The 13,774-nt window shown below is 70.2% G+C and carries 16 protein-coding genes; 9 read left to right on the top strand and 7 right to left on the bottom strand.

All coding sequences use genetic code 11. The features are described 5' to 3' along the window. Nucleotides 1–37: 37 nt before the first annotated feature. From HD596_RS58070 to HD596_RS58060, 3 genes are all read left to right on the top strand, one after another. Nucleotides 38–1,303 (top strand): sensor histidine kinase, encoded by a 1,266-nt coding sequence (locus tag HD596_RS58070; RefSeq protein WP_185077857.1) that lies wholly within the window; start codon nt 38–40, stop codon nt 1,301–1,303. A 320-nt stretch (nt 1,304–1,623) separates the two neighbouring features. Continuing rightward, nucleotides 1,624–1,923: a DUF4193 domain-containing protein gene (locus HD596_RS58065; RefSeq protein WP_020542847.1), complete on the top strand. Its 300-nt coding sequence runs from the start codon at nt 1,624–1,626 to the stop codon at nt 1,921–1,923. A 79-nt stretch (nt 1,924–2,002) separates the two neighbouring features. Beyond that, entirely contained in the window at nt 2,003–2,824 is an 822-nt protein-coding gene (locus tag HD596_RS58060) for a hypothetical protein (protein WP_313047478.1), read from the top strand. Here HD596_RS58060 and HD596_RS58055 read toward each other — a convergent pair. The 5 genes from HD596_RS58055 to HD596_RS65450 are packed head-to-tail and all read right to left on the bottom strand — an operon-like array spanning nt 2,813 to nt 5,609. After that, a complete protein-coding gene (locus HD596_RS58055) occupies nt 2,813–3,409 on the bottom strand; it encodes a TetR/AcrR family transcriptional regulator (RefSeq protein ID WP_185077856.1) in 597 nt (198 codons plus the stop codon). The genes HD596_RS58060 and HD596_RS58055 overlap by 12 nt on opposite strands. 3 nt (nt 3,410–3,412) lie before the next feature. Then, nucleotides 3,413–4,774 (bottom strand): phenylacetate--CoA ligase PaaK, encoded by a 1,362-nt coding sequence (gene paaK, locus HD596_RS58050; protein ID WP_185077855.1) that lies wholly within the window; start codon nt 4,772–4,774, stop codon nt 3,413–3,415. Then, nucleotides 4,774–4,923 (bottom strand): hotdog family protein, encoded by a 150-nt coding sequence (locus HD596_RS58045; protein WP_221521421.1) that lies wholly within the window; start codon nt 4,921–4,923, stop codon nt 4,774–4,776. The genes paaK and HD596_RS58045 overlap by 1 nt, the downstream gene beginning before the upstream one ends. 15 nt (nt 4,924–4,938) lie before the next feature. Continuing rightward, on the bottom strand, nt 4,939–5,445 hold the full coding sequence (locus HD596_RS65455) for a hypothetical protein (protein WP_313047477.1): 507 nt from the start codon (nt 5,443–5,445) through the stop codon (nt 4,939–4,941). A 35-nt stretch (nt 5,446–5,480) separates the two neighbouring features. Continuing rightward, complete coding sequence (locus tag HD596_RS65450; protein WP_313047476.1) at nt 5,481–5,609, bottom strand: hypothetical protein; 129 nt, start codon at nt 5,607–5,609, stop codon at nt 5,481–5,483. A 41-nt stretch (nt 5,610–5,650) separates the two neighbouring features. Here HD596_RS65450 and HD596_RS65445 point away from each other — a divergent pair, with 41 nt between their 5' ends. The 5 genes from HD596_RS65445 to HD596_RS58025 all read left to right on the top strand — a co-directional run bounded on the left by HD596_RS65445 (nt 5,651) and on the right by HD596_RS58025 (nt 10,383). Continuing rightward, the gene (locus tag HD596_RS65445) at nt 5,651–6,013 is read left to right on the top strand and encodes an aldehyde dehydrogenase family protein (RefSeq protein ID WP_313047475.1); all 363 of its coding nucleotides are present in this window, start codon (nt 5,651–5,653) and stop codon (nt 6,011–6,013) included. Next, complete coding sequence (locus tag HD596_RS65440) at nt 6,010–6,384, top strand: aldehyde dehydrogenase family protein (RefSeq protein ID WP_313047474.1); 375 nt, start codon at nt 6,010–6,012, stop codon at nt 6,382–6,384. The genes HD596_RS65445 and HD596_RS65440 overlap by 4 nt, the downstream gene beginning before the upstream one ends. Nucleotides 6,385–6,459: 75 nt before the next feature. Beyond that, complete coding sequence (locus HD596_RS58035; protein WP_185077854.1) at nt 6,460–7,407, top strand: MBL fold metallo-hydrolase; 948 nt, start codon at nt 6,460–6,462, stop codon at nt 7,405–7,407. Continuing rightward, on the top strand, nt 7,404–8,939 hold the full coding sequence (locus HD596_RS58030) for an FAD-dependent monooxygenase (RefSeq protein WP_185077853.1): 1,536 nt from the start codon (nt 7,404–7,406) through the stop codon (nt 8,937–8,939). The genes HD596_RS58035 and HD596_RS58030 overlap by 4 nt, the downstream gene beginning before the upstream one ends. Before the next feature lie 10 nt (nt 8,940–8,949). Then, on the top strand, nt 8,950–10,383 hold the full coding sequence (locus tag HD596_RS58025; protein WP_185077852.1) for an alpha,alpha-trehalose-phosphate synthase (UDP-forming): 1,434 nt from the start codon (nt 8,950–8,952) through the stop codon (nt 10,381–10,383). Here the strand turns inward: HD596_RS58025 and HD596_RS58020 are convergent. After that, nucleotides 10,316–10,600 carry a DUF4235 domain-containing protein gene (locus tag HD596_RS58020; protein ID WP_185077851.1) on the bottom strand — a complete coding sequence of 95 codons (285 nt, stop codon included), beginning with the start codon at nt 10,598–10,600 and terminating at the stop codon, nt 10,316–10,318. The two genes, HD596_RS58025 and HD596_RS58020, sit on opposite strands and share 68 nt — an antisense overlap. 78 nt (nt 10,601–10,678) lie before the next feature. Between HD596_RS58020 and valS the strand changes: the two genes are divergently transcribed. Further along, entirely contained in the window at nt 10,679–13,198 is a 2,520-nt protein-coding gene (gene valS / locus HD596_RS58015) for a valine--tRNA ligase (RefSeq protein ID WP_246555516.1), read from the top strand. 57 nt (nt 13,199–13,255) lie between these two features. Here valS and HD596_RS58010 read toward each other — a convergent pair whose 3' ends face one another. Then, entirely contained in the window at nt 13,256–13,774 is a 519-nt protein-coding gene (locus tag HD596_RS58010; protein ID WP_185077850.1) for an ArsR/SmtB family transcription factor, read from the bottom strand.

Here is a 13,774-nt window from a genome sequence, read left to right as displayed (position 1 = left end):
GAGGTCGGAAGAGCTCCAGGTAGGGCCGACGCATCCGATGATCAGCCCGCATTCGGCGAGGAAGGCGACGCGCGTGCAGCAGGCGCCACCACCCAGCGGGCCGCCCGCCTGGGACGGCCCGCCGCCGCCCGCGCAGTCGCCGGTCCAGCGCACGCCGATGGAGCGGATGAGAGAGCTGCCCGCCAAGGTCAGCATCCGGTGGCGGCTGACGCTCACGTACGGCGCGCTCGTCTTCATGGCGGCCGCCGTGCTGCTGGCGTCGGTCTACATGATCGTCGGATCGGCGATCACCTGGGCCTGGCCGACCATCGATCTGGGGCTGCCTCCCTCGGCGGACGAGCAGCTCCAGAACGCCTGGCACAACATGCAGGCGATGGCGATCCAGCGCGCGCGGGACGCGTTGTTCGGCAACTCCCTGCTCGCGCTGATGGGCGTCGGCATCCTGGCGCTGATCATCGGCTACTTCGTGGCCGACCGGGCGCTGCGGCCGGTGGCCCAGATGACGGCGACGGCGCGCAAGCTGTCGGAGAGCACCCTGGCCCACCAGCGCATCGACCTGCAGGGCCCCAACGACGAGCTGAAGGAGCTGGCCGACACGTTCGACGCCATGCTCACCCGGCTCAACGTCGCCTTCGACACCCAGCGCAGATTCGTGGCCAACGCCTCCCACGAATTGCGAACTCCCCTCACGATTAACCGGACCGTCCTGGAGATCGCGCTGTCCGATCCCGAGGCGTCCGAGGATCTCAAAGCGCTCGGCCGTACCCTTCTCGAAGTCAACGCGCGTAACGAGAAGCTCATCGAGGGACTGCTGTTGCTGGCGAGGAGCGAGCGCGAACTCGCCGTACGCAAACCGCTCGATGTCCGGGAAGTCGCCCAGACGGCCGTGGAACAGGTGACGGCCTTCGCCGAGGAGCACGGGGTAACCGTGACGGCCGAACTGGTCAGCGCGCCTACCATAGGCGACCCGGTGCTCCTGGAGCGGTCGGTCAGCAACCTCCTGGAGAACGCGGTCAAGTACAACATTCCCGAAAACGGAAAAGTCTGGATCCAGACGGGAATGGCGGACGGTGCCTTGGTTGTTCAGGTGGCCAACACAGGGCAGCATGTCCCGGCGTACGAGGTGAACAGCCTGTTCGAGCCCTTCAGGAGGCTCCACGCGGACCGCGTGGATTCGGCGAAGGGATCGGGGCTCGGGCTGTCCATCGTTCGTGCGGTGGTTCAGGCTCACGGTGGAAATGTGGCCGCTGTGCCACGTGACGGTGGAGGGCTCGTCGTGACCATTCGGCTCCCGAGACGCTGAGGTCGTCTTGCTCCGGCGCGCGCGTCAGTGTGTTGGTGCCCGTGTTGAGGCGTGGGGGGCGTCTCATTCACGCCGCACATGTGGTTGGATGTGCCGTCGAACACGGTGGTGCATGGCGCCAAGGCTGTGGGTTTCGCCATATTTGGCTAACCATTGCCGACGGCAGCAGGCCCTGACGTGTTGGGAGGTTCGTCGTCCGTTCCCGCGGGGTACCGATGGGAAATCTCCCCGGCGGAACGGGCACAAGATGGGCTTCCTGGACGTTAGAAGACGCGCGATGAGCGCGAGGACATATAGATGAGGGGGATGGAGTAAGCACAATGGCTACCGACTACGACAGCCCACGCAAGACAGACGACGACCTGGGGGAAGACAGCCTCCAGGAGTTGCAGGCGCGGCGCACCGACAAGTCGTCCGGCAGCATCGACATCGACGAGACCGACCTGGCCGAGTCGCTCGAACTGCCCGGTGCGGATCTGTCGAACGAAGAGCTCTCGCTGCGGGTGATCCCCCGTCAGGCCGACGAGTTCACCTGCTCGCGCTGCTTCCTGGTGCACCACCGTAGCCAGCTGGCCTCCGAGAAGAACGGCCAGCAGGTATGCCGGGAGTGCGCCGCCTGATCGACTGGAGCGAAAGGCTCGGGGTAGGGAGACCAGACCCCACCTTGGGTGATCGCGACCATGAGGACGGAGGCAACGCGTGGCCGTACCTGAGCAAGACAAGCAACCAGACGACGAGGTCGCCGGCCCCGAACGCGAGGTCGGCGAGCTCGTGGGCAAGCTCACCGAGCCCGGCGAGCTGGAGCCGGCCGAGCGGCGCAGGCTGCTCGGCCGACTAGCCCGGGCACTGTCCGACGGGGCCAGGAAGGCGCGCGCCACCGGCGCGGGCCGGGGCCGCTGGCTGGCGGACGTCTTTCTCAACATCGCGCCTCGCATCCCGATCAGGGACCTGCACACCCTTTCCGAGCACCATCACGGCCTGACCGGCGAGCAGCTCGCCGACGACCTGGTGCGCACCGCCCAGAAGGCCACGATGACGGTCGGCGCCATCGGCGGAGCGCTCGCGGCGGCAGAGTTCGCCGCACCGCCCCTTCTGCTCTCCGCCCCCGCGCAGCTCGTCGCCGAGACCATCGTCGTCGCCGCCATCGAGGTCAAGCTCCTGGCCGAGCTGCACGAGGTCTACGGCGTACGCGTCGAGGGCTCGGGCACCCAGCGCGCGGTCGCGTTCACGGCCGCATGGGCCAAACAACGTGGCATCGACCCCCTCACGCCCACGTCCGTCTCGCTGGCGCTCGGCGCGGCCACCAAGACCGCCCTGCGCAACCGCCTCCTGCGGACGCTCGGCCGCCATCTGACCACGCTCGGCCCCTTCCTCACGGGAGCGATCGCCGGCGGCGCGCTCAACCGCATGGCCACGAAGAAGCTCGGCGAGGCCGTACGCAACGACCTGCGCGTCAAGCTGCCCCGGGGCGCCGAGACCCCCGAGGTCGATCCCCGGCGGCGGGACGCCTTAGACCCGTAGGCCGGTGAAGGTCATCTTGAGCAGCGCGTCGGCCAGGTCGTCCGCCGAGGCCCCGCGCGCCGGTCGGTACCACTCGGTGATCGAGTTCACCGTGCCGAACAGCAGCCGTGTCACCAGCGCCGGATCCACGTCCGGCCGGATGCTCCCCTCCGCCGCCGCCTCCTTGACCAGGTGGCTGATGAACCTGTCGAACTCCCGCCGCCGCTCCAGCGCCGCCTGCTCGGTGCGGCTGTTGCCGCGCACCCGCAGCAGCAGCGTCACGTACGGCAGCCGGTCCACGAGGATGCGCACGCTCTGCCGTACGGCCCACTCCAGGCGGTCGATCGCGGGCCCCGAGGCGGCGCGCTCGTCGGTCACCACCGCGAACAGCCCGTCGAGAGCCCGGTCCAGCGCCCGCGCGAGCAGCTGCTCCTTGCCCGGCACGTGGTAGTAGATGGCCGACTTGGTCACGCCGAGCGCCCTGGCCAGGTCCTCCATGCTCGTCCCGTCGTAGCCCCGCTCGTTGAAGACGCCGACGGCGGTGGACAGCACGGACTCCGGGTCGTGTCCGCGCTTGCGCTGGCGGGCGGGGGACGGAGGGGCCATGTCTTAATTATCCCGCTTGTCGATGACTCGTTTGAGCTTGCCGACCGAGCGCTCCAGCGTCTCCGGATCCACCACCTCGACCTCCACGCTCACGCCGACGGTGTCCTTGACGGCCCGGCGCAGCGCCTCCCCGGCTTCGGCCCGAGCTGCGTTCATTGGCCGAGCAGAGCTCGGCGTGCTCTGATGGATGTCCTCGCTTCGCTGCGGATCCATCAGAGCGCCCGGGCGGGCCTCCACCCTGACCGTCATCACGTCGAGCCGCCCCGGGCGGGTCAGCTGGAGCTGGAAGTGCGGCGACAGGCCCGCCACGCGCAGCACCAGCTCCTCGATCTGGGTCGGGAACACGTTCACGCCGCGCAGGACGATCATGTCGTCGGTGCGGCCCGTCACCTTCTCCATGCGCCGGAACGCGGGCCTGGCGGTGCCCGGCAGCAGCCTGGTCAGGTCGCCGGTGCGGTAGCGGATGACCGGCATGGCCTGCTTGGTGAGGCTGGTGAAGACCAGCTCGCCCGCCTGCGCGGGCTCTCCCGTGAGGGGGTCGACGGTCTCCGGGTAGAAGTGGTCCTCCCAGACGTGCAGGCCGTCCTTGGTCTCGACGCACTCGTTCGCGACGCCGGGGCCGATCACCTCCGACAGGCCGTAGATGTCCACGGCGTGCAGGTCGAAGCGGTCCTCCAGCTCCGCGCGCATGCGCTCGGTCCAGGGCTCGGCGCCGAAGATCCCGATCCGCGGGGAGGACGCGCGGGGGTCCAGGCCCTGCCGCTCGAACTCGTCCAGCAGGGCCAGCATGTACGACGGCGTGACCATGACGATGTCGGGCCGCAGGTCGGTGATGAGCCGGACCTGCCGGGGCGTCATGCCGCCGGAGACCGGCACCACCGTGCAGCCCAGCCGCTCGGCCCCGTAGTGGGCGCCCAGCCCGCCGGTGAACAGGCCGTACCCGTAGGCCACGTGCACGATGTCGCCGGGCCGGCCGCCGGAGGCGCGGATCGAGCGGGCCATGACGTCCGCCCAGACGTCGAGGTCGTGCCTGGTGTAGCCGACCACGGTGGGCGTGCCGGTGGTGCCGCTGGAGGCGTGGATCCTGGCCACCTGCTCGCGCGGGACGGCGAACATGCCGAAGGGGTAGGTGTCGCGCAGGTCCTGCTTGGTGGTGAAGGGGAACTTCGCCAGGTCGGAGAGCTCCTTGCAGTCGCTCGGATGAACGCCCGCCTGGTCGAATTTTTGCCGATAAATCGGGACATGTTGGTAAGCGTGGGTGAGTGTCCGCTGGAGCCGTTCCAGCTGGATCGACATGAGCTCGTCGCGGGACGCCCGCTCGATGGGGTCGAGGTCCTGCGGCGCGGGGGGATCGCCGAGTCTCATCAGCCCTCCACCTGTCTCAGTTCTCTGCTGCGGCCGCGGAACTCGGCGACCACCCGGCCGTCCGCTCCGCGCACCGTGATGTCGTAGATGCCGCTGCGGCCGTAGCGGGTGCGCTCGGCGGCGTCCATCATGCGACGCGCGGTCTCCAACGCAGGTCTCCCTTGTCAACTGACCGAATGTTCGGTAAACACTTCACCGTCCGGACCATCGCTGTCAAGAGGATGAACACCATGTTCGAGCAGCACCGCGACACTCTGGAGAAGGCGCTGGCGGCCATCGCCGAGCGGGGATACTGGAGCGCCTATCCCGAGTCGCCGAGCCCGCGCGTCTACGGCGAGGGGGCGGCCGAGCGGGGCAAGGAGGCGTTCGAGTCCTACCTCGGCAAGCAGTTCCCCCTCGACCAGCCGGGCACCGGGTCCTGGATCGGCGCCGAGCGCTCCCCGTACGGCATCGACCTCGGCGTCACCTACCCGCAGCCGCTCGTGGACGGCCTGATCGACGCGGCCCGGGCCGCGCTGCCCGCCTGGCGCGACGCCGGGCCCGAGGCCCGCGCGCTGGCCTGCGCCGAGATCGTCGACCGGATCAACCGGAGCAGTTTCGAGCTGGCCCACGCGGTGCAGCACACGACCGGGCAGGCGTTCGTGATGGCCTTCCAGGCGGGCGGGCCGCACGCGCAGGACCGCGCGCTCGAGGCCGTCGCCTACGGCTACGCGGCCATGACCTCCTCGGCCGCGAGCGCCCGCTGGGAGAAGCCGGCCAAGGGCGAGCCGCTGGTCATGGACAAGCGCTTCACGGTCGTGCCCCGGGGCGTCGCGCTGGTGATCGGCTGCAACACCTTCCCGACCTGGAACGCCTACCCGGCGCTGTCCGCGCGCGGTGCTGCCGCTCGCCATCACCGTGCGGATCGCCCGCGAGGTGCTGGCCGAGGCGGGCTTCGACCCCGGGCTGGTCTCGCTCGCGGTGGAGATGTGCACGGCGCCGCAGAACCTCCTCGTGCCGGCCGGCGGGATCGAGACGGACGAGGGGCACAAGAGCTTCGACGAGGTCTGCGCCGGGCTGGCGGGCGCCGTCGGCGAGCTGCTCGGGGACGACGCCCGCGCGGTGGAGCTGACCGGGGCGATCGTCAACTCCGACGTGCTGGCCCGGGTGGAGGCGGCGCCGTCGCTGGGCGAGGTGGTGCTGGAGTCGCGCGCCGTCAAGCACCCGGGCTTCCCGGACGCGGTGGTGCGCCGCCGGTGATCGTGAAGGTCTCGCCGGAGGACTCCGAGGTCTACGGGCGGGAGCATTTCGGGCCGATCGCGTTCGTCATCCCGACGGAGTCGACGCAGGAGAGCCTGGAGGTGCTGCGCCGCACGATCAAGGCCCGCGGGGCGCTCACGGCCGCCGCCTACTCGACCTCCGGCGAGGTGCTCGACCAGGCCGAACGGGCCGCCCTCGACGCGGGGGTGAACCTGTCGTGCAACCTGACGGGCAGCGTCTTCGTCAACCAGTCGGCGGCGTTCAGCGACTACCACGGCACGGGCGCCAACCCGGCCGCCACGGCCTCGCTCACGGACCCGGGCTACGTGGCGGGCCGCTTCCACCTCGTCCAGACCCGGCGCCCGGCATGACCCCACCCGGGAGAGGGGGCGTTGGACGGGGAAGGGGTTCTGGCGGGTGCTGACCGCGTTGCGGGAGGAGTGGTGATGGCCAAACCGTTCGCCTCGTCGGCCGATCTCGGCGAGAAGAAGCAGTCCATGGAGGTGCTGGCCGAGGGCGTGTACGCGCTCACGGCAGAAGGCGATCCGAATGTGGGCGCCATCGAGGCCGAGGACTTCCTCGTCTGCTTCGAGGCGCTCGCCACGCCCGTGGCCGCCCGCGAGTGGCTGGCCCGGCTGCGGGAGCACACCGGCAAGCCGATCAGGTACCTGGTGCTGTCGCACTACCACGCCGTCCGGGTGCTGGGCGCGTCGGCGTTCGGCGCGGACGTGATCGTGACGCACGACAAGACCCGCGAGCTGATCGCCGAGCGCGGCGAGCAGGACTGGGCCAGCGAGTACGCCAGGATGCCCCGCCTGTTCAAGGAGCCCGAGTCGATCCCGGGGCTGACGTGGCCGACGGCGACGTTCAGCGACACGTTCACCATCGACCTGGGCGGCGACCGGGGCGACCTGGTGCTGGCCTACTGCGGACGCGGCCACACCGAGGGCGACCTGGTGGCCTGGCTGCCGAAGCAGCGGATCATGTTCGCCGGCGACCTCGTCGAGTCCCAGGCCGCCCTCTACACCGGCGACGGCTTCCACCTCGACTGGTCCGCCGCGACGCTCGACAAGGTCGCGTCGTTCGGGGCGGAGACGCTGGTCGGGGGCAGGGGCGCGGTGGCGCGCGGCAGGCAGGGGGTGGAGGCGGCCATCGCGCAGACGCGTGACTTCCTCACCGTGATGCTGCGCGAGGTCGGCGCGGCGGGCTCGCTCAAGGAGGCGTTCGAGCGCACGCACCGGGCGCTGGCGCCCCGGTACGGGTCCTGGCCGATCTTCGAGCACTGCCTGCCGTTCAACGTCTCCAGGCTCTGGGACGAGCTGCACGGCGTCGAGCGCCCGCGCATCTGGACCGCCGAGCGCGACCGCGAAGTCTGGGACCAGCTCCAGTCATGAACGCCCCGGCCGACGCGCAGGTCATCGTGGTCGGGGCGGGGCCGGTCGGGCAGAGCGCCGCGCTGCTGCTGGCCCGCTGGGGCATCCAGGTGCTGGTGCTCGACCGGCGGGCCGGGCGCGACTCCACCGGTTCGAAGTCCATCTGCCAGCAGCGCGACGTGCTCGACATCTGGATCGCCGCCGGCGCGGGCAAGATCGCCGAGGAGGGCCTGGCCTGGACCACCGCCCGCACCTACTACCGCGACCGCGAGCTGTTCTCCTGGTCGTTCGAGCGCGAGGGCCCGCTGCCGGCGTGCGTGAACATCTCCCAGACCCGCACCGAGCAGATCCTGGACGAGGCCATCGCGGCGCAGCCGCTCATCGAGGTGCGCTGGGGCCACGAGGTCACCGGCCTCGACCAGGATCCCTCGGGCGTGACGGTCCGCTGCGCCCAGCGGTCGCTGCGCGCGTCCTACGCGCTGGTGTGCGCGGGCGCCAGGGCCCAGCAGCTACGCCAGACGCTCGGCGTCTCGTTCGACGGGGAGACGTTCGACGACCAGTTCCTCATCTGCGACATCAAGGCCGACCTGCCCGGCTGGGAGAACGAGCGCCGCTTCTACTTCGACCCGCTGTGGAACCCGGGCCGCCAGGTCCTGATCCACCCCTGCCCGGGCGGCACGTTCCGGATCGACTGGCAGATCGCACCCGACTTCATCCCAACAAAAGCCGATATTTCGCGGAAAATCAGGCAAATCATTGGTGACCGGCCCTACGAGCTGCTCTGGCACAGTACGTACCGCTTCCACTCCCGCATCGCCTCCCGCATGCGCGTCGGCCGGGTCCTGCTGGCCGGTGACAGCGCCCACCTGGTGGCCCCGTTCGGCGCCAGAGGGCTCAACTCGGGCGTGCCCGACGCCGAGAACGCGGCCTGGAAGCTGGCCTTCGTGCTCAACGGCTGGGCGGGGGAGGGGCTGCTGGAGTCGTACCACGCCGAGCGGCACGCGGCCGCGCGGGAGAACCTCGAGATCACCGCCGCCACGATGCGCTTCCTCGCCCCCAGGACCGTGGCCGAGCGCATGCGCAGGCGGGCCGTGCTGGAGGGCGGGCGGGTGGCGGAGGTGGATTCGGGCCGGTTCGCGGAGCCGTTCTGGTACGTGGACTCGCCGCTGACGACCCCCGAGCCGACGCGGCCTTTCGAGGGCAGGCCGCCCAAGGGGGCGCTGTGCGTCCCGGCTCCCGGCGTGATCATCCCGGACGTGGGACTTCCGGGCGGCAGATTGCGGGAGTTCTGTCGCGACGGATTCCTCGTATTGTCGGGTGATATGTGCGATTCGCGTTTGTTTGCGCAGGTCTTGGGCAAGGTCACTACGGCGCCGCTCGCCGTGCGCGGGCTCGCGGAGATGGATGGGACCGGCTCGCTCGCTCAAAGGCTCGGCGCCGGACCGGATGAGGCATGGCTCATCAGGCCCGACTCCCACATCGCCGCGATCATCCCCCATGCGGGTCCGGACTCCGTGGCGGGCGCCGTCCGTCGCGTGCTCGGGAAACAATAGGAGGAACTGCGTGACTGGCCGTAGCTCGTTTCTGATCGTCGCCAACCGGTTGCCGGTGGATCGGACGCTCGAGCCTGACGGTACGGCCTCGTGGCGCAGGAGCCCTGGCGGGCTCGTGACCGCGATCGCACCGGTGATGAAGCGCCGCCACGGAGCCTGGCTCGGCTGGCACGGGGCGCCCGACGAGCAGCTGGAGCCGTTCGAGCAGGACGGCATGAACCTCATCCCGATCCCCCTGTCGGCCGGCGAGGTGGAGCTGTACTACGAAGGCTTCTCCAACGCCACCCTCTGGCCGCTCTACCACGACGTGGTCGCGCAGCCGGTGTTCGACCGGGCGATGTGGGACACCTACCGCGCCGTCAACGAGCGCTTCGCCAACGCCGCCGCCGAGGCCGCCGAGAAGGGCGCGGTGGTCTGGGTGCAGGACTACCAGCTCCAGCTCGTCCCGGCCATGCTGCGCAGGCTCAGGCCGGATCTGCGGATCGGGTTCTTCCTGCACATCCCCTTCCCGCCGACCGAGCTGTTCTGGCGGCTGCCGTGGCGCAAGGACCTCGTCGAGGGGCTGCTCGGGGCCGACCTGGTGGGCTTCCAGCTGCCCGGCGGGGCCTCCAACTTCCGGCGGCTGTGCCGCAGGCTGCTCGGGCTGCCGTACAAGGGGAACGAGATCTTCCTCGACGACCGGGTGGTGACCACCCAGGCGTTCCCCATCTCGGTGGACTTCGGCCAGCTCGACTCGCTGGTGCGCGACCCGCAGATCATGGCGCGGGCCAAGGAGGTCAGGGCGGAGCTGGGCGATCCCGAGCACGTGCTGCTCGGCGTCGACCGGCTCGACTACACCAAGGGCATCGGGCAGCGGCTGGAGGCGTTCGGCGAGCTGCTGAAGGACGGGCGGCTGAAGGCGAACGAGGCCGTGTTCGTGCAGATCGCCACGCCCAGCAGGGAGCGGGTGGAGGAGTACAAGCGGCTGCGCGACGACATCGAGCTGCAGGTCGGGCGGATCAACGGCGAGCACGCCCAGCTCGGCTACCAGCCGGTCCAGTATTTCCACCAGTCGTACGACCACGCCGAGCTGGCCGCCCTCTACCTGGCCGCCGACGTCATGGTCGTCACCCCGCTGCGCGACGGGATGAACCTGGTCGCCAAGGAGTACGTCTCCTGCCACCACGACCTGCACGGCGCGCTGGTGCTCAGCGAGTTCGCCGGGGCGGCCGACGAGCTGCGCCAGGCCTACCTGGTCAACCCGTACGACGTGGAGGACGTCAAGCGGCAGATGCTGGCCGCGATGCGGGCCACGCCGCACGAGCTGGCCCGGCGGATGCGTACGATGCGCCGCCGGGTCGCCACCTACGACGTGGACCGCTGGGCCAACGAGTTTCTCACTGCCCTTGAGTCACCTGCTTCACAGACTTCCACGCGTCGTAACGCTTCTTGGCGGTCCGGTTGACCACGATCTGCGCCACCGACATGCCCACGCCCATGAGCACGGCGTAGCCGATCGCCTCCCCCATGCTGACCTCGGGCGAGTCTGTGTCGAGCGGCGGCTCCTTCCCGGTCGCCTTCACCCAGACGAACCCGAGGACCTTCCTCGCCGCCCAGCCGGTCGCCAGACCGACCAGGCCACCGATCACACGCCAGGCGACATCGGGCTTGTCCTCCGCCATGTCGATCTCCCTTCCCCTCTGTAACGAACACTAGTCTGTACCGCTTGCCGGGCCTGCGAAGCCGTACCATATGGAGGCATGACTCAACAGCGACTACGCCATGCCTCCATGCCGGAAAAGCCGACCCTCGATGGGTTGGAGCAGGTATGGGTAGCTCGCTGGGAAGACGAGGGCACCTACCGTTTCGACCGGTCCGCGTCGCGCGAGCAGGTCTACGCCATAGACACGCCGCCGCCGACGGTGTCCGGCTCGCTGCACGTCGGTCATGTCTTCTCCTTCACCCACACCGACATCATGGCCCGCTACCAGCGGATGATCGGCAAGTCGGTGTTCTACCCGATCGGCTGGGACGACAACGGCCTGCCCACCGAGCGCCGGGTGCAGAACGTCTACGGCGTGCGCTGCGACCCGTCGCTGCCCTACGACCCTGACTTCGTGCCACCGGACAAGCCCGGCAAACGTGAGATCGCCATCTCGCGGCGCAATTTCGTGGAGCTGTGCCACAAGCTGACCGCCCTGGATGAGCAGGCGTTCGAGGAGGTCTGGCGGCGGGTCGGCCTGTCGGTCGACTGGTCGCTGCTCTACACCACGATCAGCGACGAGGCGCAGGCGGTCTCGCAGCGCGCCTTCCTGCGCAACCTGCTGCGCGGCGAGGCCTACCTCGCCGAGGCGCCGACGCTGTGGGACGTCACCTTCCGCACCGCCGTCGCCCAGGCCGAGCTGGAGGACCGGGAGTGGCCGGGCGCGTTCCACAAGATCTCGTTCTACGGCGAGAAGGGCCCGGTCTTCATCGAGACGACCAGGCCCGAGCTGATCCCGGCCTGCGTGGCGCTGGTCGCCCACCCCGACGACGAGCGCTACCAGCCGCTGTTCGGCACGTCGGTGCTGACGCCGCTGTTCGGGGTGGAGGTGCCGGTGCTGGCCCACCGGCTGGCCGAGCCCGACAAGGGCACCGGCATCGCCATGATCTGCACCTTCGGCGACATCACCGACGTCACCTGGTGGCGGGAGCTGCACCTGCCGACCCGGCCGATCATCGGCTGGGACGGGCGGCTGCTGGCCGAGCCGCCGGAGGGCGTGGAGGCGGAGCCGTACAAGGAGCTGGCCGGAAAGACCGTGCACAGCGCCCGCGAGCGGATCGTGGAGCTGCTGCGGGAGTCCGGCGACCTCGAGGGCGAGCCGAGGCCCGTCTCGCGCACGGTCAAGTTCTACGAGAAGGGCGACCGGCCGCTCGAGATCGTCACCACCCGCCAGTGGTACATCCGCAACGGCGGGCGCGACGAGGAGCTGCGCGAGCGGCTGCTGGGGCGCGGGCGCGAGCTGACGTGGCACCCGCCGCACATGCGCGTGCGCTACGACAACTGGGTCGAGGGGCTGACCAGCGACTGGCTGATCTCGCGCCAGCGTTTCTTCGGCGTGCCGTTCCCGGTGTGGTATCCGATCGACGAGTCGGGGCAGCCCGTCCACGACGCGCCGATCGTGCCCACGGAGGACATGCTGCCGGTCGACCCGTCCTCCGACGTGCCGCCCGGCTACACCCCGGACCAGCGCGGCGTGCCCGGCGGGTTCATGGCCGATCCCGACGTGATGGACACCTGGGCCACCTCGTCGCTGACGCCGCAGATCGCGGGCCGCTGGGAGAGCGACGACGACCTGTTCAAGCGCGTCTTCCCGGCCGACCTGCGGCCGCAGGCCCACGAGATCATCCGCACCTGGCTGTTCTCGACCGTGGTCAGGTCGCACTACGAGTTCGGCCAGCTCCCGTGGAGCGACGTCGCGATCTCGGGCTGGATCCTCGACCCCGACCGCAAGAAGATGTCCAAGTCCAAGGGCAACGTGGTCACCCCGCTCGACCTGCTGGAGCAGCACGGCTCCGACGCGGTGCGCTACTGGGCGGCCAACGGCCGCTACGGCGTGGACACCGCGTTCGACGCCGGGCAGCTCAAGATCGGGCGGCGGCTCGCGATCAAGATCCTCAACGCGTCCAAGTTCGTCCTCGGCCTGGCCGAGAGCGACGGGCCAGGATCAAACACGGTCACCGAGCCGCTCGACCTGTCGATGCTGGCGGCCCTGTCCGACGTCGTGCGCGAGGCCGGCCAGGCGTTCGAGGCCTACGACCACACCCGGGCGCTGGAGGCCGTGGAGCGCTTCTTCTGGGCGTTCTGCGACGACTACCTGGAGCTGGTCAAGGCCAGGGCCTACGAGTCCGGCCCGGCCGCCGCCTCCGCCCACGCGGCGCTGCGGCAGGCGCTCGACGTGCTGCTGCGGCTGTTCGCGCCGTTCCTGCCCTTCGTGACCGAAGAGGTGTGGTCGTGGTGGCGCGAGGGGTCGGTGCACCGGGCCCCGTGGCCCGCTCTCCCGCGCGGGGCCGGCGACCCGGCCGTGCTGGCCGTGGCGTCCGACGTGCTCGGCCAGGTGCGCAAGGCCAAGTCCGAGGCCAAGCTGTCGATGCGGGCCGAGGTCTCCAGGTTGACCGTTTGGGCACCCGAAGTCGGGCTTGTCCGCCAAGCTCAGGACGACCTTTGTGCCGCGGGCACTGTGGAGGAGTTCGTCTTGGAGTATGGTGACGAGCTGAAAGTCGAGGTCCACCTGGGCTGACGTCCGGATGGCAGGACGCCGGGCCGCCCCTCCGCGGGGCGCCCGGCGTCCGCGCGTTCAGGGGTCCCGGGTGACGTCGCGGTGCATGGCCAGGAAGATCGAGTACGCCTGCCCGTCCGGCGGCGGCTGCCGCCCGCGAAACTCGTCGAACAGCTCCTCCAGCCGCCTGCGCAGCTCCGCGTGCCCCTCGGGGGTGAGCCTGAGCCCCAGCCTGACGAGGTCGGCCCGCTCGATGTCGATGAGCCTGCTCTCCTGCAGGAACGCGTCGAGCATCGCCGCGCTGCCCCCGCTCACGCCGCTCTCGCGGACGTCCATCTCCCATGACTTGCCGGTGGCCCGGTAGGGGATCTCCGTGGAGCCGCGCGGCCCCGGCCGGCTGGGCTCGGCGGCCAGGAAACCCGTCTCCACGAGCTTGCGCACGTGGTGGAGGGTGGTGGCGGGGTTGGCGTCGAGGCGGCCGGCGATCTCCTTGTTGGTGAGCGCCTGGTCGAGACAGAGCCGCAGGATGCGCAGCCGTACGGACGAGGCCAGCGCGCGGGCCTCGGCCTCGGTGGCGGGGCGGCGTGGGGTGCCCAT

This window comes from Nonomuraea jabiensis (assembly GCF_014204795.1).
Lineage (GTDB): Bacteria > Actinomycetota > Actinomycetes > Streptosporangiales > Streptosporangiaceae > Nonomuraea > Nonomuraea jabiensis.
Note: the sequence above shows the minus strand (reverse complement) of the source record. Positions and strands in the feature narration are given on the sequence as shown.

Excerpts from the sequence above, each read along its gene's own strand:
- HD596_RS58070 (WP_185077857.1), top strand. The coding sequence starts at position 38 with ATGATCAGCCCGCATTCGGCGAGGAAGGCGACGCGCGTGCAGCAGGCG.
- HD596_RS58065 (WP_020542847.1), top strand. The coding sequence starts at position 1,624 with ATGGCTACCGACTACGACAGCCCACGCAAGACAGACGACGACCTGGGG.
- HD596_RS58055 (WP_185077856.1), bottom strand. The coding sequence starts at position 3,409 with ATGGCCCCTCCGTCCCCCGCCCGCCAGCGCAAGCGCGGACACGACCCG.
- paaK (WP_185077855.1), bottom strand. The coding sequence starts at position 4,774 with ATGAGACTCGGCGATCCCCCCGCGCCGCAGGACCTCGACCCCATCGAG.
- HD596_RS58035 (WP_185077854.1), top strand. The coding sequence starts at position 6,460 with ATGGCCAAACCGTTCGCCTCGTCGGCCGATCTCGGCGAGAAGAAGCAG.
- HD596_RS58030 (WP_185077853.1), top strand. The coding sequence starts at position 7,404 with ATGAACGCCCCGGCCGACGCGCAGGTCATCGTGGTCGGGGCGGGGCCG.
- HD596_RS58020 (WP_185077851.1), bottom strand. The coding sequence starts at position 10,600 with ATGGCGGAGGACAAGCCCGATGTCGCCTGGCGTGTGATCGGTGGCCTG.
- valS (WP_246555516.1), top strand. The coding sequence starts at position 10,679 with ATGACTCAACAGCGACTACGCCATGCCTCCATGCCGGAAAAGCCGACC.
- HD596_RS58010 (WP_185077850.1), bottom strand. The coding sequence starts at position 13,774 with ATGGGCACCCCACGCCGCCCCGCCACCGAGGCCGAGGCCCGCGCGCTG.